Raw genomic sequence first — 17,303 nt, 5'->3', positions numbered from 1 at the left:
TACGACAAAATACGACACGGGAACTTCTTATAATCAGTTTATGACTTAATTGAAATAACACCAATGATAATAAGAGCTCTCGATGATATTAATAAAAAAAGTATTGCCAGTGACCATTTTACTCTGTCTTATAGGCTGTGGTGCAGAGAATGAAAATAAAAACAAGCCAAACAATCATCCAATCCTCTCGCAAACGACTCTGGAGGGGATATGGTATTCCCGCGACTATGGCGAAATTAAACTTATCGAAGCACAGCAAGTAACCAGCTTACAAGTCACCAATAATGCTTGTTTCCCCACGTTTACTCTGGACCCATACTCACTGATTAACGCTAACAGTGAACTGATAAACGATAGTTTGATCTACAATCGTCCTTCTGATTCTACCAGTGTTAAATATCGTCGACTCTATGATATCAATGAAGTTTGTACCGCTGGAATGACCCCGTCACTCGACGATGGAGATTCTTATAGCTTTGATGCTCAACAGGTATTTTCTTCATTTTGGCATGATATGAATACCCATTATGCTTTTTTTAAGCAACGTGATGTTAACTGGGCACAGGTCTACAGTGATTATTATGATGCGCTAGGCGGAGCGAGCGAAGACGGACTCAAAAAAGTATTTAGTGAAATATTGGCACAACTCAATGATGGCCATACCTCAATAACTGTAGGTGCAAGCTTGGACAGTGATGACATTTCTTTTACAGAAAAACCTGAACTTAGAGTACAACTTCATACCGAAGCAGTTGAGCTTGGTCTTGATTTTGAACAGCAGCAACAATATGTGATATCCCAGCAAGAGTTAATTATTAAAAATATCAGTGAATATTTAACCGATGAAAGTAAAGTGACATTTTTAAATCGTCACAATAGTAATCTGATAAACGAAGAACACATGATTAACTGGGGGATCATTGAGAAAAATGGTCAGCGCACTGGCTATCTGGCATTCGATGGTTTTATGAATTTTTATGAACGAGAGGGAATAGAATGGGCGGACATCGCACCGAGCAATATAAAATTTAATCAATTGATGGAGCAGATTTTTAAGCAACTGGCCAATACTGAGCGACTGATCTTAGATATTAGAAATAATGGTGGAGGACTTGATATGCAAGGGCTACAGTTGGTACGGCGCTTTTTATCCGAGGAGATCACAGCCTGGAATATTAGTGCATTTTATCAGGGCAATCTATATTTTCAGGACAAGGTTAAAGCGCAACCTCACTCTGGCAGACGTTACCTCAAACCTGTTTCTGTATTGATTTCATCAGGCACTTTTAGCGCCGCAGAAACATTTTCGATGGTGATGCAAAATTTACCTCAGGTAACGATGATCGGTGAAGCAACCGGAGGCGGGACATCAGATACTATGAGCAGATTATTACCTAATCACTGGTGGTTTGGTTTAAGTAACGAATATTATCAGGACAGTGAAGGTGAAAATTTTGAAGTAAGAGGTGTTCAACCAGATATCAATGTCTCTGCCTACGATATCGAACTGCGTGCTCAGGGCCGAGATAGTGCTATTGAAGCTGCTCTTAATTTATAATTGTTTTAGTTAATTAAAATCACTAAATAAAACCTCAATATAATTCTAGTGTTGAGGGTTTTTAATTGATCGATTAATTTAATTAACAGCTTAATGCAAAACAAACTTCGAACCAAATTAACGACTTTTTGTGGCTGAATCATTATCGATAAAGGCTGTTCATAAATGGCCATCGTTAATTGCATGTATAACTGTTCAAGTGCTTTAGCACGGTATTAGTTAATCAACCTCTGATTAAAAATGACCTTAGTTTCAATCAATGTGGGCCTAGCTGAGATAGGTCGTGTAATAAAAGTACTGGCAGTACTTTTGTTAAAGGACTCGATAATAAATGAAAGTAGTAAATTCAATTAAAAGTCTAACACCATATAGCCAAGCTCCATGGCGAGATGACTTTAATAAACTCAGTCAGGAAGTGGTTATTTCGCTACTTGCTATTTACTTTGCGGTGGTACTTAACTTTCCATTTAATCAAGAAATATACCAGTTAGCTGGGCAGGGGAAATTGCTCTTTTCATTGACACCTGTATTACTGTTAACAGGAGGGTTTCTCATTGTTTTTAGTCTGATTTTGTGGAAATTCACATTGAAGCCATTGATGATTTTTTTGATCATATCCGCGGCAGCTGCAATGTATGCAACATCACAATATAATGTTTTTTTTGACTATTCTATGATTGAAAATATCTTCGAGACAAATTCAGGAGAGGCTTTTTCATATGTTAATACACAATCTATTTTATTCGTTATATGTATAGGGATATTACCCTCTCTTTGGTTACTTAACCTCGATATAACAACCCATCATCGCTGGTACATTAGTCTATTACGTCGTTTGGTGTTTATCATAATCGGTATTTTTATTATCGCTATTACTGCTTTATTTTTTTATAAAGATTACGTATCAGTAGTCAGAAATAACTCGTATCTAAAAAAGATGATAAACCCGGCTCATTTTTACAATTCAGTGAGATATATTAATAATCGTTATTTCACCGAACCTCTGCGTTATCAAAATCAGGGATTAGATGCCACGATCAGCACTTCAGCTAACGATAAACCTAGGTTATTAATTCTAGTGGTAGGAGAAACAGCACGTGCACAGAATATGGCACATAATGGTTATGCTCGTAATACTAATCCTTATACACAAGATCTCGGTATTGTTTCCCTACAAAATGTATCTTCATGTGGCACGGCAACAGCACATTCTTTACCGTGTATGTTTTCAAGTTTACCTCAGAGTCAATATCAGCGAGAAAAAGCGAATGCACAAGATAATGTGCTCGATATTTTGAGTTATGCTGGTGTGGACATTACATGGTATGAAAATGATGGGGGTGACAAATCTGTCGCAAAAAATGTGGTTAAGCATGATATTGCTAACGACAAAAGTAACCCGTTTTGTGATGGTTATAGCTGCTATGATGAAGTATTAGTTCAGCGACTAGAACAGCAACTTAAACAACAAGTTGAAAGTGGGAAAAAACTTAACAATCAATTGATTGCTCTGCATACAATTGGTAGCCATGGCCCGACATACTGGGAGCGTTACCCTTCTGAAAAAGAGGTATTTAAACCAGCCTGTCGACGTAGTGATATTCAGAATTGCACAGACCAAGAAATAGTGAATGTATATGACAATACACTCGTGTATACCGACTATATATTATCGTTAGTGATCACTATATTAAATGATTATTCTGAGCAATATAACGTTGCTATGCTCTATGTTTCAGACCATGGAGAGTCTCTAGGTGAGAATGGCCTTTATTTACATGGAACACCTTATGCTTTTGCGCCTAAAGAGCAAACACAAGTTCCTTGGTTTATGTGGTTGCCTGAGCAGTATGTTGAAGCGACACAATTAGACTATTCATGCCTCATTCGTATTGCAAAAACAGGGGCATTTTCCCATGATAATTTATTTCACTCTTTGTTAGGAATGTTCAGTGTTAAAACGAACTTAAAAGATGAGAAACTTGATATCACTAGCCAGTGTAAAATAAAGTGAGTAACCTATGAATATTCTAGATAACAATGATACTGATACAGCCCCTCAGATTGTGATAAAGCGCAAGGGTATTATGCGACTAATCTATACGTGTAAACATAGTTTTAACGGTCTTAAATGGATGTGTAAAAATGAAGCAGCATTCCAACAGGAACTGCTTTTATTTTTCCCACTAACCCTTTATGCTTTTTTAGCAGACGTCACTAGATTACAAAGTTGCATACTCATTATATCGCTATTGTTTGTGTTGTTTGCTGAGCTAGTTAATACAGCGATTGAAGTGGTTGTCGACCGTATTGGACGTGAATTTCACCCATTATCAGGCCTTGCTAAAGATATTTCTTCAGCATTTGTATTGGTCAGTTTAGTCATCGCTTGTCTTGTGTGGGTAGGAGTGTTATCAGCACCATAGCTGCAGAACACTATTTTCGCCTCTACCCTTGTTGCGCTGAATTATTTACCGGTTAACTTTTTGACTGAAGTAAATGGCGAGCTGTGTGGATAAAATACCTATGTCAGCACCGGCCAGTAGATCGCCTAAGTAGTGAAAGTTTTGTGCTAGTTGACCGATAAACACGGCGATCATCATAGCAATCCACAGTGAATGGAAACGGGGAAAGTGATAGCAGAATACACTGGAGAGTGCAAAAGTAAAAAGCTGTTGGCATTGGATTTATTTTGGATGTTAGTTTATTAGACGTTATCACTAAAATCGTGATTTTAGTGATAACGGTGGAATTAATTTAGGCTAGTAAAGTGAATAACTTAGCCAACGGGATAAGTAAGTTACTTCTTTGATCTTTTCATTGCGATGGCAATACATATACCCGCTCCGCCCCAAGTGATAAGTAAGGCTAAGATCATCATAATGATGGCTTCTGTGCTCATAATTCCTCCTTGTTCGACGCTAAATTTATTACGAAAGAGATTAATAACATTAAAGCGATAAGCCCCCAACCCAATATTAACTGATCTGTGATGGGGTAATCTCCGTAACCATTATTAATGGTATTAATCAGGTTTTTAACTAAAATGATGGCCAATATTGCTGGACTGATAAAACGTAAGCACAGTTCCAGCCAGCGCCCAACGTTAAAGTCAGAAATACGATTTGCGTAATCCCTAATGTCAGCAATTTTAAATAACCAGGCCAATATAATCAGTTCTGCAAAGCAGCTCGATAATAAGGCGATATTATTGATAAAATAATCAATTAAATCGAGTAGAAGCAAACCTCCATTAGTCGCAAATGCCATCGAAATAGTAAAGCCTGTTATGCATACTATGACAGCGGCCTTTTTACGTGGAACCTGTAATTTATCGATTAACGCTGAGGTTATTGCTTCGATAATGGATATGTGGGAACTTAATCCAGCCACCACTAAAGCGAAGAAAAAAAGTGGCCCGAATAGATAGGGGGCAGGGAGTAAGTTGATTGCCGCTGGGATAGTCACGAAAGCGAGTCCAACACCTGATGATACCACTTCAGTTAATGGCTTGGCTTGCTCTTGAGCCATATAACCCAATATAGCGAAGATTAATATTCCAGCGAGAATCGAGAAGCCACAGTTGATTAAGACTGTCATAAAAGCATTATTATTGATGTCAGACTTTTCTGGTAAATAGCTTGAGTAGGCCAACATAATAGAAAAACCGACACTTAATGTGAAGAATATTTGCCCATAGGCAGCAGACCATACTTTAGCATCGAAAATTTTGCTAAAGTCAGGTTGGAACAAATAGTTAAGCCCCTCAAATGCCCCCGGTAGAAAAATAATTCGACCGATTAACATGAGTACCATAATAAAAAGTAGTGGCATCATTAGCTTACTGGCTCGTTCGATTCCCTTTTTTACCCCGGTGAAAACAGTTAAAAAGGTAATCCCCCAAGCGATGGTCATGGGAATGGCAATATTGAGTTGGAAATCCCCTAAACGTGTTGGGGAGTTGTCGCCGAGTTTAAGGTATTCGCTGAAGAAAAATGCATTAGTGTCAGCCCCCCAGCTTTGGGTAAATGAAAAACCTAAAAAGGAGATTGCCCAACCGATGACAGCAACATAATAGACAGCGATGACGGCAGCGATTAAGATCTGAAACCATCCGAGCCATTCGAGTCTGAGTCCATATTTATGACCTAGTTTGGAAAATATTTTGGGGGCTGCTCCACGTAACTTGTGACCTAAACTGAACTCCATTATCATAAATGGGATCCCTGCAGATATCATGGCGAAAAGGTAGGGAATGAAAAAAGCGCCACCGCCATTTTCATAAGCCATATAGGGGAAGCGCCAGATATTACCAAGTCCAATTGCGGAGCCTACAGCGGCGAGAATAAAGCCTGTACGAGAATTCCATTGCTCTCTTTGCATAAACCTCTACCAGTCAGTTTAGTCTATTTATTGTTCTATAATATTAAGCAGATAAGAAGCGCGCTGTCTAGGGTTAATTTAGCAGACTAAGATGATAGCGTTGGATTAATGTTAGGTTTTGATTTTTACTGAGTGTTTTTTTAATGCGCTGTGGTGACGATTAAGCAGTATGGGGTGATGTACAAACGATACAAAACTTAATATGTCGGATTGTCACTTAGTCCTATCGTCAGGTATTGTGATTCAATAGTTTTTATTTGATGTAAGAGTTGCTCATTTATTTGGCAGCTTAGATGATGTTTTTTTGCTCGTGAAATGATATAGCCGTTAATGTAGTCGATTTCAGTTTGACGTTTGTGAGTCACATCTTGATGCATAGAAGAGTAGTTGCTGGCGGTATGTGTAATCACTTCATACACCTTGTTGGTGATGACCAACTTATCTAGCACTACCCCATCTGCTTGGGCAACATTGACAAGTTCTGTGATGATTTTATTTATAAGCAATGTATAGCTTGGATCAGCTAAGGCGCCGTTGCGGCATTTATCTATCGTTGTTAATGGGTTAATCGCTGCGTTGATGGCCAGTTTTTGCCAAAGATAAGTCAATATAGTGTCGCACCATAGGCTTTGTGGAATGGCATTGAGTAGCAAAAGTTTGAGGTTTTTTACTAAAGGTATGCCACTCGCGGGTCCTAAATGAGAGTCGCCAGTCCCTGTTTGTTGTACATGCCAAGGCGCTAATTTTAATGCACCTTGAGAGGTTGTGCCGACACTTAACCCTTGAGTTAATAGTTTTTTTTGCACCTGAAGGTGCGGTCCCATTCCATTATGCAGTAGTAATATATGGCAGTGTTTAGGCAAATATTTAATCACAGAGCTAACGGCATCATTGACTTGGTAGGCTTTTACACAAACGATGACAAGTTCGATGTTTTGTAGCTGATGTTGTAAATTTTTTGGGTGGTATTCTTGCTGTGTAAATCCAATGACTGTGGCCAATGAGCACGATACTTTTTTTGCTAGGTTGGTAAAAGTCAGGTTTTGCTGGTGAGTGCCCGATACTCCTTTAGTGATGAAAATAGCTTTAGCGTCTGCGGCTTCCAGTTGATGATAGATAAGTTGCCCAATCGCTCCAGCGCCCAAGATTGCAATGTTGTTCGCGTTGATGGGCATATTGCTCTCCATTCTCTTTTTGTTACTTGTTACTTTCTATGTTTAATCTGTGATGCATTGATATAACGTTGGTAGCCCCAATGACAACAATAGAAAAGTAATACGCCAACCATATCAGCGGCAAAGTCAGCGACCGAAGCACTGCGATAAGGTAAATAGGATTGAACTAACTCAATAAAGATGGCGTAGCAAGCAAGTGTAATGGCAAGGAAGTACCATTTAGGTTTAAAGGCAAGGTGAGTTAAATAGGCAAGACCAAAGAAACTTAATAAATGGCCAACCTTGTCCATATTGGGGATGCTTTGAGGATAGTTAGGCTGAGAAAACACCAGATAACTTATCACAATCAATGCAGCGGCCAAGGCCAGTTTAAAAATATATTGTCTTGATATCACTAGAGTCATAAGGCGTTTATAAATTTGCACTATCATAGAAAAATGTGGCTTCTTTGTCACCTATAAATCATGATTTTTTTCTCAGGTCAGTCTTGATTCCACTTCATATTTTTCTGATGTAAACTAGAGTCACGATAAACAGAGTGATTAGGATGCATGAAATGCCTTCAATGGATATAGTTTCAGAAGTCGATGAAGTTGAACTAAGAAATGCGGTTGATAATTCAGTACGTGAGTTAAAAACCCGCTTCGACTTTCGTGGCAAAGAAGCGAGTTTCGAATATAAAGATCATATCGTGACGCTGTCGGCGGAAGATGATTTTCAGTGTCAGCAGCTAGTCGACATTCTTCGCATGCAATTGAGTAAACGTAATGTTGACCCTGCATCGATGGATGTGGATGACAAATCAGTGCATAGCGGTAAGACATTTTCATTGAAAGTGCGCTTCAAAGAGGGCATTGAAGTACTGACTGCTAAGAAATTAGTTAAGATGATTAAAGACAGTAAACTAAAGGTACAGTCTTCAATTCAAGGAGATTCTGTTCGTGTTACCGGTAAAAAGCGTGACGATTTGCAGGCAGTAATGACGCTAGCGCGCGAATCAGAACTGGACCAGCCATTTCAGTTTAATAACTTTAGGGATTAACTCTTACATTAACCCCAATAAAGCTCTCTCCTGAAGGCTTTATTGGCATGATTTAAATTTGTGGTGTCTGGTTGGTTTTTTGCTGAGTCTGTGTTGGTGGCGAAGTCATATCTTGCTTAGTGCGCTTATCAACCAGCAGCACTAACCAGAGAACAGGAAAGCCAATAATACTGGCTGCAATAAAGAAGTTGATATAACCAAAAGCATCGACGTAAGCGCCAGAGAAACCCGCGATAAACTTAGGAAATAGCAACATGATCGATGAGAGTAATGCATATTGGGTTGCGCTGTAACCAGCACTTGTTAAACTTGATAAGTAAGCGATAAAGGCGGCGGTTGCAATTCCTGCGCTGAGGTTATCGATAGAGATAACCATCGTTAATAAAGTCACATCGTAGCCCACCATCGCCTGATAGGCGAATAACAAATTGGTGACAGCAACCAGTAGAGCGCCTAAAAACAGGATCTTCATGGTGCCAAAATGGGCCACCAATAAACCACCGAACCCAGCTCCTACCAAAGTCATTATTAGACCGTAAATTTTACTTATTGCGGCAATTTCATCTTTTGCGAATCCCATGTCGACATAAAAGACATTAGCCATAATTCCCATCACTATGTCTGATATCCGGTAGCAAGAAATAAGTAACAAGATAAGAATGGCATTGCGTCCGTAACGTTTAAAGAAATCTAAAAAAGGCAAAACACTCGCGGTATAAAACCAAGATAAAGTGTTAGCAACAGCGCTAGGGTAGCGCTGATTAAACTTCTTCTTAATTTCTTGTTCATTTTCATCGGCGAGTTTAGTTTCCACATTAGGCTCTTGACTAAACAAAGTGGTAATAATGCCAATTGACATAAGACCTGCCATACACATGTAAGCGGTTTGCCAAGACTGTAGACTATATACTTGATTATTGGGCTCTACCCAAGCTGCGATGGTCAGTGCGCCTGCTGTCGCGATAATCATTGCGCTGCGGTAACCGACTTGATAGGCAGCAGCAAGGGCGGCTTGCATTTTTTCGTGAGCAGATTCAATACGAAAAGCATCAATCACGATATCTTGTGTTGCTGAGGCAAAAGCGACCATAAATGCAAACAGTGCCAGCCGATCGAGATCCTTAACTGGATCACTAAAAGACATGCCTAAAATAGCGCTAACTAATAATACTTGAGCAAATAACATCCAGCCTCGACGTCGGCCTAGCAAATCACTCAATATTGGGAGAGAAAGCCTGTCCACAAGAGGAGACCATGCCCATTTAAACCCATAAACAAGGGCTATCCAACTAAAGTAACCAATGGCTGTCCTGTCTATCCCAGCTTGCCTAAGCCAAAAAGAGAGCGTTGAGAATACTAACATCAAAGGGAGACCAGCAGAGAACCCCAGTAACAGTAAAACTAAGACGCGTTTATGGCCGTAAATTGAAAATGCGTCTTTAATTCGTGCAAGCGATGAATGTTTGACTAGAGACATAAAAATAGTTCTGGGTTGTCATTAAGGTTAGCTTAAAGGGGGGAGGTGTTTGGTTCAAGAGAAAATGAAAAACCTTTAAGATAAAAACCCAGATGTAGAGTCTGGGTTTTGTTTTCTATACCTTGGAACTTATTCGAAGCTGGGTCTGTTACCTATACAGCATGTTGGTATTTGACCTCCGATACTGAGAAAATCACAACATTCATCAACCTGTTTTCGCAGGTATTGGTTGCCGCGGATCATCCAGTCGGGCCATCGGTCAAAAGCATGTAATAGGTGCCAGAATACTCGCTCCATATCTGACTGCGCATCACCCTGATGATTGAACTGTTGCCATTCTTCTAGGGTGTCCCATAAATATAACTGAACCTCATTAAAATCGAGCTGATCACTCAGAAACGCTTTTCCATATTGGGCCAGCTGGGGCGCTTTGTCACCGATAAACTCATTGGGTGTCATTTAGTCGCCTCCTTGTTACTTTTGCCCATTGAGTATAGAACCAAATATAAAGGTAGTGGTGGAATATTTGTAAGAAATAATGAACAATTCATGATTTTATTTTCTAGGCAATAAAGTGGCCTTCTTTAAGATAACGTCCTTAATCGGAAAGTCTGGCCAATTAAGCTTACGATTATGTTCGGTTGTCACATTGGAGATTGCGATGAGTACCTCTTCACCGGCGATTACTTCACCAAAAACCGCATAACCCCAACGTTTTGATGAAGGATCGAGAGGCTTGTTTTCACCGAGATTAAAATAGAATTGGCTGGTGGCTGAATGGGCGGATTGACTTCGTGCCATGGCTATTGTGCCGAAGGTGTTAGATAGCCCATTACCTGATTCGTTCACAATAGGGGGATCAACTGGCTTCTCCTGCTGTTTGAGATTTAATCCACCACCTTGCACTACAAAACCAGCAATAACACGATGAAACAGTGTGTTGTCATAGTGGCCATTAACCACGTAAGTGAGAAAGTTATCGACGGTTAACGGGGCACGTTTTCTGTCGAGTTCGACCACTATTAGCCCCATACTGGTGTCAAGTTGTACTCGTGGGTAAACACTATTGGGTTGAATGTCGATAGCAAATGCAGCTTGGCTTAGGCACAAAAGTATTAACGCATAAAAAAAACGAGTCATGAAGCGTCCTTGTTAGTGGTTTTTTGTTCGTAATAATTATTGAATAAATTCGTTAAGTTCAGGATCAGTTAATATTTTACTGCTCAACTCATCGAGTAGTTTATTAATGGCCAGCTCTAGGGTGGCAAAATCAGCACTAAAGGGGCCGGTGACACTATTTCTGGCTGTGTAACGTTTAGTAAGTGTATGATTATTGTTCTTCGCTATGATATTAATAATGATATTAGTGTCAGCTTGATAACTGAATGTTCCGCTATCTACGTCAGTCAATAATTGTTCTATTTGGATTTGCAGTTGATTCATTGAATTAGGGGTGAGTTGATAACCTGCTTTGGTTAACCCTTGACGAAACACTTCGTCCATTTGTTTTCTTGGAGCTTCAGACGGACTGACTAATTTAGCGGCTTCATCGTCATGATTAAATCGGACAATAAAGTTGGCCGAACGAGCATCGATTGTCTCCAGGCTAATGGTTTGAGGAGAGTGGAGTCTAGTCTCAATGTTGGGGACTTGAGGGTTCAATGCGATATGACTCGGCATCTGAGAAGCACAACCCGATAGGGCAATGGCTGCTGTTAGCGAAAGAAAAAGACGTTTCATTATGGTGATTATCTTAATGTAGGCTTGCGTTATTTGATGAGTTCAGCATACCAGAAATTGCCTTGGATGCCACATGCTGCCATCGAACTGTTTTTCTACGTGTGAACGAGATGTCAGGCTTTGTTGGCGTAAGGTTGAGTTAAGTTTGCCTTAATTTAGTCGAAAAAGGGACTGGGTATGAATGAATGTGATCTTATGAGAATAGAGACGAGAACAGCGCCTAAAAGCCTGATATCTGAAAGGGGGATGCCGAGCTTCGGTTATTTTGATGGTCCAGTGACTTCACTTGGACTTGAGATGTTTGCTTATTATGATGAGATGGATAAGCCAGCCTCTACTTTGAGTCGCTACTTTCATTATAAACAATTTCAATTTGTGAGTGTGGTGACTCCGCATTATATTATCGGCGTGTCGCTTGCTGATATTCGTTATGCAGCAAGCGCATTTTGTTATCTTTATGATATTAATAAAAATAGGATAACTGAAACCCGCTGGCTTAAGCCCTTAGGTTTAGGCTATAAGCTGACTCCTTCTCCGATGGAGGGGATAGCTGAAATTGCAGGACAGAAGGGCATGATGGCTTTTCATCTATCTAAAGGTGTTTGGTCCTTGTCTATTGACACTTTACACATCAAAGCTGAGTTAACCTTATCTCCTCCAGTGTTAAGTTTACCGATGGCGATGTGTAACCCTACAGGGTATAGCGGCTGGACTTATACTCAAAAACATAACGGACTAAAGCCTCGAGGCCAATTAACCATCAATGATGAACCTCAGCCATTAAATATGGCTTTAGCAAGTTATGACTTTTCAGCAGGCTACATGCGCCGAGAAACCAGTTGGCGCTGGGCCTGTATTAACGCGCATACCGATGACGGTGTGATAGGGGTAAATTTAGCTGCTGGCGTCAATGAAACGGGTTGCAATGAAAACGTGTTCTGGATCCACGGTGAGAGACACTTGCTAGGTGCCGTACATTTTGATTTTGCTAGGATTAGCCTTGGGCAGAAAGAAAATAAAGCGGTAAGCGGGAATAAAAAAAGGCAAATTTGGCGAATATATTCACATAACGGTCAGGTTGAACTGGCTTTTAAATCATTGAATTGTCGCCAAGAGAAACTGAATCTACTGTTATTAAAAACCAATTTCAGGCAATACATCGGCCATTATTCAGGTTACATCATAGATAACTCAGGTGTTAAACATATTATTGATAATGTACTGGGTTTAGCAGAAGATCACTTTGCACTTTGGTAATTTTTTGTCCACAACTCAGCTTTCAACATTATCTTATATCGCTAGTACCACTTCTTCTACGATTGTGTGTTGCTGGCGCTTTAGTTTTTAAGTGCTACGTCACAAGTCTTATCGCTAGTTCTTTAGTGTTGGTTTTTTTGTGTTTGTTTGTGTTACTTTATCATAAATTTAACAGGTGTAACCTCGCGTTGAAGTGAGGTTTTATACAAATAAAGTATACAGGAAACGATATTATTATGAAGAAAGTGCTGTTAGTTGCTACGTGCTTAATGAGTACCGGAGTGAGTGCTGGTGAGTCAGCTCATATAGTCGGTGGAAGTTTAGGCTATGGAACTCAGGATTTTGAATCGAAAAATACTAATAGTGTCAGTGTCAATGCCGGTGATAGCGTAAGTACAGATTTATATTATCGCTATATGCTCAACCATTACTTTGGCGTAGAGGCCGGATTTATTTCTGGTACTGGTGGGGTTATCAGTGCGTTTACCGATAGTATTTTTGATGTCAAAGATTTGAGTTACCAAGGTATACGTGGTGTGGTTTATGGCCAATATCCATTGTCACAAAGTAATAGTTTTTATGCCAAAGTGGGAGCATCCTACCATGAAGTTAGTTACGTGATGGATAAAAAAAATATAGAGACCAAAGATAATGGTTTTTATGGTGCTCTTGGTTGGGAATACCGATTTAAATCAGGTGTAGGGATAAATGCAGAATATCAATATATTCCGATGCAAGAACTGGAAGTTCAAAGTTATAATTTAGGCATAAGTTATCGTTTTTAATTGAGTATTTTAGCTAAAAACACTGTTGGTGTCATATCCATGGTGTTTTGTGAGCTTGAAGTCGCAGAATTACATTTTTATCTTTTCAAAATATATAGTGCATATACACGTTATAGCCACAAAACTCAGTCAATTGAATATCATAGTGGTAACGATTTACCTAAATGGCATAGTAAATTTTCATAAAATAAGGTGTGCTCAATGTGTACGCGGATTATAAATTTAGCCTTAAATCTGGTTCAAGAAGAGAGATCCGTTGAGCTAGAGGCCGATAAACTCATCCTTATGTTTGATATTATTACTGATGATTGTTTTTGTGTTTTTAATTGATTAAGGTGCTGATTCTAAATAATATTGAGTAGATATAAAAATGAAAAAAACGTTACTGATTTTGGCTTCTTTAATGATTTCTACGACGACATTGGCTGATAGTGAACCTATGGTTATAGAGTCTGCTAGTAAGGATGTACTTGTTTTATCAGAATGTGCAAGTGACTTAGCACAAGTGTCGACAGCCCGTTCTTGGGTTGGAAGCATAGAAAAGAGAGGCATCGAAGATGGTCTCCATTCGTATAGTTATACTTACAATGTGTTTAAGTCTGTCGTTTTTTCTACCAGAAAAATAGGCAGTGTAAGGGTCTCTAAAGAGTATATTGCTAACCCTCCTGCAGACAGTTCCTCATTTATAACTCACTGCAGCCATATCATTGATTAGAATTAATAATCACAGATGAAAAGACTCGGCCGTTAGCGGCTGAGTTTTATTGCACAGTCCTCGTTGATGTTAATTTTCCATTTGACCTTAAAATTTGGTAGCGTATTTTACTCAACAGTAATTTTCCGCTTATCGCGGCGTTACGTCTCAAGGTGAGCTCTGGAAATGTCGATGCTGTATATATTAGGCGGTCTACCCGCAACAGGAAAAACTGAGGTGTCAAAATATCTAGCTGCAACTTTGAATGCAGTCTATATACGCATCGACACTATTGAGCAAGAATTAAGAGATCAAGGTGTGATAGATCTCTACGATGAAGGTTATCAAATAGCTTTTTCACTTGCTTTAGATAACCTCAAGAACGGCATGTCTGTCGTAGCAGATTCGACCAACCCAGTCAAAGAATCAAGGGATGCTTGGATTAATGTGGCTAGACAAGCTCAATCTTCATTCACAGAAATCGAAGTCACCTGCTCAGATAAACAAGAACATCGACAACGCGTCGAAACTCGGAGCACTGATATTCATAACCTTTTACTTCCAAGCTGGGAAAACGTAACCTCAAGGGAGTATCAAAAATGGCTATCGCAACATATCATCTTAGATACTGCAGGGAAAACGCCAGAGCAAAGTAAAAATGAGCTTATCCAATTACTGAGGCATTATGTTTCTACGCAGAAATAAGTGGTCAGAAATAAGGAGAGGGTATTGAAAAAGGTATTAACGCCGCTGATCGTGGTGCTAATTTTTGTAGTCGCGGTGATGTGTTCAGTGTGGTTTAAAAATTATGTAATCTTGTCAGAAGCATCCCTAATGGTGCTAATAACACTCTCCGCAATTTTTAGCATTCTTTTGCCTAATTTAAATCAGCTAAAGTCTTTTTCAATAACGAAAGGAGAGTTAATTCTCCGAATTCCTGGCAGGTAGATTACGATAGTCAAACGTTATGACAAAAGATACACTACTGTCATTTCGGGTTAATCTAATCACATAGGAAATCATTGTTTTATGAGCTTTTTACGTTATGCGACTCCGCCAGAATGGGTTGAGGCGGTATTGGATGATTTCGATACTTTTTTATTTGACCATGCGGCGGCAGAGAAAAAAGCATCCGGTATGGCTATCTCGATGATATCCCATTATCCAGACAAAACCACGTTAGTAGAAAAAATGATCGATTTATCCATTGAAGAATTATGCCACTATCGTGAAGTCATAAAACTTATTCATGAGAGAGGGAGACAACTTAACTCTGACAGTAAAGATGAATACGTTAATGCCTTTCGTGGTGCAATGCGCAAAGGTGGTGAGGCATATTTTCTTGACCGACTGATTATTGGGGCCATTATCGAAGCGCGTGGAGCAGAGCGGTTTGCCTTGATAGCCAAAGCCTTGCCTGACGGTAAAATGAAATCATTTTATCTGTCTCTTTCAGAATCAGAAAGTCGCCATTATGAACTGTTTTTGGAGCTGGCAGCCTTGTACTTTGAATCAGCTGCGATTGATCAACGTGTTGATGAATTACTGGATATCGAAGCCACTATTTGCGCGTCTTTGCCCATTCGTTCTGCGCTGCATTAATGAATATTAGGCTGTAATAGGATGATATTACCCTCACAGAGACAAAGACTGCAACACTATGTGACGCGTTATGGTGAGCCAGAAGTACAGTCAGTCAAACAGGCTCTGGCATTGGTGTCACCTCAACGCGTTGATTATTGTGCGGTGGTCCCCGCGTATAAGGAGTCATTGGCATTTATTCATCACTATATGGCATTAGCTGAAAATTTAAGAGAAGACCAATCAATTTGCTTGATTGTCGTCATTAATCAGCCTGATAGCGCTATTTCACCTCATGAAGATAATCAATCGTTACTCACCTTCCTGAGTGGTAAGCCGATGCTGACAAAGGTAGACAATATTGGCCTTCATCAACTGTCACCTAGATTCACAGTGTTGTCGGTGGACAGGTTTTCACAGCACCGTATTCCTCACAAACAAGGGGTTGGGCTGGCACGAAAGATTGGTGTTGATATCGCTTGTCAACTTTATCTTGATGAATTTTTATCATCTTCTTGGGTAGGTAGCACGGATGCCGATGCCAGACCAAATGGTGACTACTTGCAAACGGTGAACGCTTGCCCAGATGATCACTCTGCTCAAGTGTTTGAATTTGAACATATCCGAGACACAAATAACGATGTGCGTTATTCAACCATATTTGAAGCCACACAAAGATACGAAAAATCATTGCGTTACTATGTCGATGGCTTGGGTTTTACTCAGTCTGAATATGCCTTTCATACTATTGGTAGCGCCTTTGCCATTGAGCTTAATTATTATGCACAAGTCCGTGGGTTTCCTAAACGCGCTGCCGGAGAAGATTTTTATTTACTCAATAAACTGAGAAAGGTTGGACCTATTTTCATACAAAATGAGTATGTGTTACCTATTTTATCGAGAGTATCAGATAGAGTGCCTTTTGGCACAGGGCCTGCGGTTGATAAGATGTTACAGTCAGACAATGCAGATAAAACATGGCCGATGTATCATCCGCTGTGCTTTTATGCATTAAAGGCCTTGCTGTATGCGGTGAAGGTATGGATTAAGCAACATTCTTGGGGGACGTCCGACTTACTCTGTAAATCATCACTCATGCCAATGCTCTCTTCATTGATAACAGAGTTACAAGCTGAGTTAATGACGATGGATGCTAGTAGTGCTCAGTATCTAAAAGCTGCTTTATCACCTTCTTGCCTTGATCATTGGCTAGAAACCATAAAATTGGATGAATTTATTTGCCATAGCGGCCAAATGAAAAAGACCGCTCAAGCTGAGCATCACTGGTTGATTTGGTTTGACGGATTAAAGACGTTGAAGGCAGTTCATTGGTTGAGAAATCATGTTTTTCCATCACTCAGCTACGAGCAATGGCATCAGCATCCATTGCATCATTTTGAGTGATCTTACAAACAGATGTTATCCTTGATGATCCTACAATAACGTTAATCGCTAAATTACCTCAAGATGCAGAATTCAGCCCTGAATGTGTATTTTAGTAACATAAACCATAACCAGCTATTGTTAATCGGCGGTATCTACCTCGTAATTTCAAGCAAGATAAAGTTATGCCTGTCCCATCTCTTCTTGCCATCTCTTCTTGTTTATAGA

19 protein-coding genes are annotated in these 17,303 nt (G+C 39.7%); 9 read left to right on the top strand and 10 right to left on the bottom strand.

Features of this window, described 5'->3' with window-relative positions; genetic code table 11:
* Positions 1-82 precede the first annotated feature (82 nt).
* From HQQ94_RS18185 to HQQ94_RS18175, 3 genes are all read left to right on the top strand, one after another.
* The gene (locus HQQ94_RS18185; RefSeq protein ID WP_173295744.1) at positions 83-1,558 is read left to right on the top strand and encodes a S41 family peptidase; all 1,476 of its coding nucleotides are present in this window, start codon (positions 83-85) and stop codon (positions 1,556-1,558) included.
* Between the two features lie 331 nt (positions 1,559-1,889).
* Positions 1,890-3,572 (top strand): phosphoethanolamine transferase, encoded by a 1,683-nt coding sequence (locus HQQ94_RS18180; protein ID WP_173295743.1) that lies wholly within the window; start codon positions 1,890-1,892, stop codon positions 3,570-3,572.
* A gap of 7 nt (positions 3,573-3,579) precedes the next feature.
* Positions 3,580-3,984 (top strand): diacylglycerol kinase, encoded by a 405-nt coding sequence (locus tag HQQ94_RS18175; protein ID WP_173295742.1) that lies wholly within the window; start codon positions 3,580-3,582, stop codon positions 3,982-3,984.
* 45 nt (positions 3,985-4,029) lie between these two features.
* Here the strand turns inward: HQQ94_RS18175 and HQQ94_RS18170 are convergent, their stop codons facing one another.
* The 5 genes from HQQ94_RS18170 to HQQ94_RS18150 all read right to left on the bottom strand — a co-directional run bounded on the left by HQQ94_RS18170 (position 4,030) and on the right by HQQ94_RS18150 (position 7,511).
* A complete protein-coding gene (locus HQQ94_RS18170) occupies positions 4,030-4,245 on the bottom strand; it encodes a phosphatase PAP2 family protein (protein WP_173296712.1) in 216 nt (71 codons plus the stop codon).
* Between the two features lie 113 nt (positions 4,246-4,358).
* Complete coding sequence (locus HQQ94_RS18165; protein WP_173295741.1) at positions 4,359-4,460, bottom strand: methionine/alanine import family NSS transporter small subunit; 102 nt, start codon at positions 4,458-4,460, stop codon at positions 4,359-4,361.
* The gene (locus HQQ94_RS18160) at positions 4,457-5,941 is read right to left on the bottom strand and encodes a sodium-dependent transporter (protein WP_173295740.1); all 1,485 of its coding nucleotides are present in this window, start codon (positions 5,939-5,941) and stop codon (positions 4,457-4,459) included. The genes HQQ94_RS18165 and HQQ94_RS18160 overlap by 4 nt, the downstream gene beginning before the upstream one ends.
* A gap of 197 nt (positions 5,942-6,138) precedes the next feature.
* Positions 6,139-7,116 (bottom strand): ketopantoate reductase family protein, encoded by a 978-nt coding sequence (locus HQQ94_RS18155; RefSeq protein ID WP_173295739.1) that lies wholly within the window; start codon positions 7,114-7,116, stop codon positions 6,139-6,141.
* 29 nt (positions 7,117-7,145) lie between these two features.
* Positions 7,146-7,511 (bottom strand): VanZ family protein, encoded by a 366-nt coding sequence (locus HQQ94_RS18150; RefSeq protein WP_173296711.1) that lies wholly within the window; start codon positions 7,509-7,511, stop codon positions 7,146-7,148.
* Positions 7,512-7,672: 161 nt separating this feature from the next.
* Here HQQ94_RS18150 and HQQ94_RS18145 point away from each other — a divergent pair, with 161 nt between their 5' ends.
* A complete protein-coding gene (locus HQQ94_RS18145; protein WP_173295738.1) occupies positions 7,673-8,158 on the top strand; it encodes a YajQ family cyclic di-GMP-binding protein in 486 nt (161 codons plus the stop codon).
* A 52-nt stretch (positions 8,159-8,210) separates the two neighbouring features.
* Here HQQ94_RS18145 and HQQ94_RS18140 read toward each other — a convergent pair whose 3' ends face one another.
* From HQQ94_RS18140 to HQQ94_RS18125, 4 genes are all read right to left on the bottom strand, one after another.
* Positions 8,211-9,635: an MFS transporter gene (locus tag HQQ94_RS18140; protein ID WP_173295737.1), complete on the bottom strand. Its 1,425-nt coding sequence runs from the start codon at positions 9,633-9,635 to the stop codon at positions 8,211-8,213.
* A 129-nt stretch (positions 9,636-9,764) separates the two neighbouring features.
* Positions 9,765-10,094 (bottom strand): hypothetical protein, encoded by a 330-nt coding sequence (locus HQQ94_RS18135; protein ID WP_173295736.1) that lies wholly within the window; start codon positions 10,092-10,094, stop codon positions 9,765-9,767.
* Between the two features lie 96 nt (positions 10,095-10,190).
* Complete coding sequence (locus HQQ94_RS18130) at positions 10,191-10,775, bottom strand: peptidylprolyl isomerase (protein WP_173295735.1); 585 nt, start codon at positions 10,773-10,775, stop codon at positions 10,191-10,193.
* A gap of 36 nt (positions 10,776-10,811) precedes the next feature.
* Positions 10,812-11,375 (bottom strand): YajG family lipoprotein, encoded by a 564-nt coding sequence (locus HQQ94_RS18125; protein ID WP_173295734.1) that lies wholly within the window; start codon positions 11,373-11,375, stop codon positions 10,812-10,814.
* 177 nt (positions 11,376-11,552) lie between these two features.
* Here HQQ94_RS18125 and HQQ94_RS18120 point away from each other — a divergent pair, with 177 nt between their 5' ends.
* Together HQQ94_RS18120 and HQQ94_RS18115 are read left to right on the top strand one after the other, a co-directional pair.
* A complete protein-coding gene (locus tag HQQ94_RS18120) occupies positions 11,553-12,632 on the top strand; it encodes a DUF2804 domain-containing protein (protein WP_173295733.1) in 1,080 nt (359 codons plus the stop codon).
* A gap of 236 nt (positions 12,633-12,868) precedes the next feature.
* Positions 12,869-13,417 carry a porin family protein gene (locus tag HQQ94_RS18115; RefSeq protein ID WP_173295732.1) on the top strand — a complete coding sequence of 183 codons (549 nt, stop codon included), beginning with the start codon at positions 12,869-12,871 and terminating at the stop codon, positions 13,415-13,417.
* A 330-nt stretch (positions 13,418-13,747) separates the two neighbouring features.
* Here the strand turns inward: HQQ94_RS18115 and HQQ94_RS18110 are convergent, their stop codons facing one another.
* The gene (locus tag HQQ94_RS18110; protein ID WP_173295731.1) at positions 13,748-13,969 is read right to left on the bottom strand and encodes a hypothetical protein; all 222 of its coding nucleotides are present in this window, start codon (positions 13,967-13,969) and stop codon (positions 13,748-13,750) included.
* A 334-nt stretch (positions 13,970-14,303) separates the two neighbouring features.
* Between HQQ94_RS18110 and HQQ94_RS18105 the strand changes: the two genes are divergently transcribed.
* The 3 genes from HQQ94_RS18105 to HQQ94_RS18095 all read left to right on the top strand — a co-directional run bounded on the left by HQQ94_RS18105 (position 14,304) and on the right by HQQ94_RS18095 (position 17,096).
* Entirely contained in the window at positions 14,304-14,816 is a 513-nt protein-coding gene (locus tag HQQ94_RS18105; RefSeq protein WP_173295730.1) for an AAA family ATPase, read from the top strand.
* 324 nt (positions 14,817-15,140) lie between these two features.
* Complete coding sequence (locus tag HQQ94_RS18100; protein WP_173295729.1) at positions 15,141-15,713, top strand: tRNA-(ms[2]io[6]A)-hydroxylase; 573 nt, start codon at positions 15,141-15,143, stop codon at positions 15,711-15,713.
* 21 nt (positions 15,714-15,734) lie between these two features.
* Positions 15,735-17,096: a hypothetical protein gene (locus tag HQQ94_RS18095; RefSeq protein WP_173295728.1), complete on the top strand. Its 1,362-nt coding sequence runs from the start codon at positions 15,735-15,737 to the stop codon at positions 17,094-17,096.
* Positions 17,097-17,303: the final 207 nt, after the last annotated feature.

The sequence above is a fragment of the Shewanella sp. VB17 genome (assembly GCF_013248905.1).
GTDB lineage: Bacteria > Pseudomonadota > Gammaproteobacteria > Enterobacterales > Shewanellaceae > Shewanella.
The sequence above is the reverse complement of the archived record's forward strand: the minus strand, read 5'-3'. Positions and strand labels throughout refer to the sequence as shown.

Bases quoted from the DNA above. Each gene is read 5' to 3' on its own strand.
- HQQ94_RS18185 (WP_173295744.1), top strand. From the start codon at position 83: ATGATATTAATAAAAAAAGTATTGCCAGTGACCATTTTACTCTGTCTT.
- HQQ94_RS18180 (WP_173295743.1), top strand. From the start codon at position 1,890: ATGAAAGTAGTAAATTCAATTAAAAGTCTAACACCATATAGCCAAGCT.
- HQQ94_RS18175 (WP_173295742.1), top strand. From the start codon at position 3,580: ATGAATATTCTAGATAACAATGATACTGATACAGCCCCTCAGATTGTG.
- HQQ94_RS18165 (WP_173295741.1), bottom strand. From the start codon at position 4,460: ATGAGCACAGAAGCCATCATTATGATGATCTTAGCCTTACTTATCACT.
- HQQ94_RS18160 (WP_173295740.1), bottom strand. From the start codon at position 5,941: ATGCAAAGAGAGCAATGGAATTCTCGTACAGGCTTTATTCTCGCCGCT.
- HQQ94_RS18155 (WP_173295739.1), bottom strand. From the start codon at position 7,116: ATGCCCATCAACGCGAACAACATTGCAATCTTGGGCGCTGGAGCGATT.
- HQQ94_RS18145 (WP_173295738.1), top strand. From the start codon at position 7,673: ATGCCTTCAATGGATATAGTTTCAGAAGTCGATGAAGTTGAACTAAGA.
- HQQ94_RS18140 (WP_173295737.1), bottom strand. From the start codon at position 9,635: ATGTCTCTAGTCAAACATTCATCGCTTGCACGAATTAAAGACGCATTT.
- HQQ94_RS18135 (WP_173295736.1), bottom strand. From the start codon at position 10,094: ATGACACCCAATGAGTTTATCGGTGACAAAGCGCCCCAGCTGGCCCAA.
- HQQ94_RS18130 (WP_173295735.1), bottom strand. From the start codon at position 10,775: ATGACTCGTTTTTTTTATGCGTTAATACTTTTGTGCCTAAGCCAAGCT.
- HQQ94_RS18125 (WP_173295734.1), bottom strand. From the start codon at position 11,375: ATGAAACGTCTTTTTCTTTCGCTAACAGCAGCCATTGCCCTATCGGGT.
- HQQ94_RS18120 (WP_173295733.1), top strand. From the start codon at position 11,553: ATGAATGAATGTGATCTTATGAGAATAGAGACGAGAACAGCGCCTAAA.
- HQQ94_RS18115 (WP_173295732.1), top strand. From the start codon at position 12,869: ATGAAGAAAGTGCTGTTAGTTGCTACGTGCTTAATGAGTACCGGAGTG.
- HQQ94_RS18110 (WP_173295731.1), bottom strand. From the start codon at position 13,969: ATGCCTCTCTTTTCTATGCTTCCAACCCAAGAACGGGCTGTCGACACT.
- HQQ94_RS18105 (WP_173295730.1), top strand. From the start codon at position 14,304: ATGCTGTATATATTAGGCGGTCTACCCGCAACAGGAAAAACTGAGGTG.
- HQQ94_RS18100 (WP_173295729.1), top strand. From the start codon at position 15,141: ATGAGCTTTTTACGTTATGCGACTCCGCCAGAATGGGTTGAGGCGGTA.
- HQQ94_RS18095 (WP_173295728.1), top strand. From the start codon at position 15,735: ATGATATTACCCTCACAGAGACAAAGACTGCAACACTATGTGACGCGT.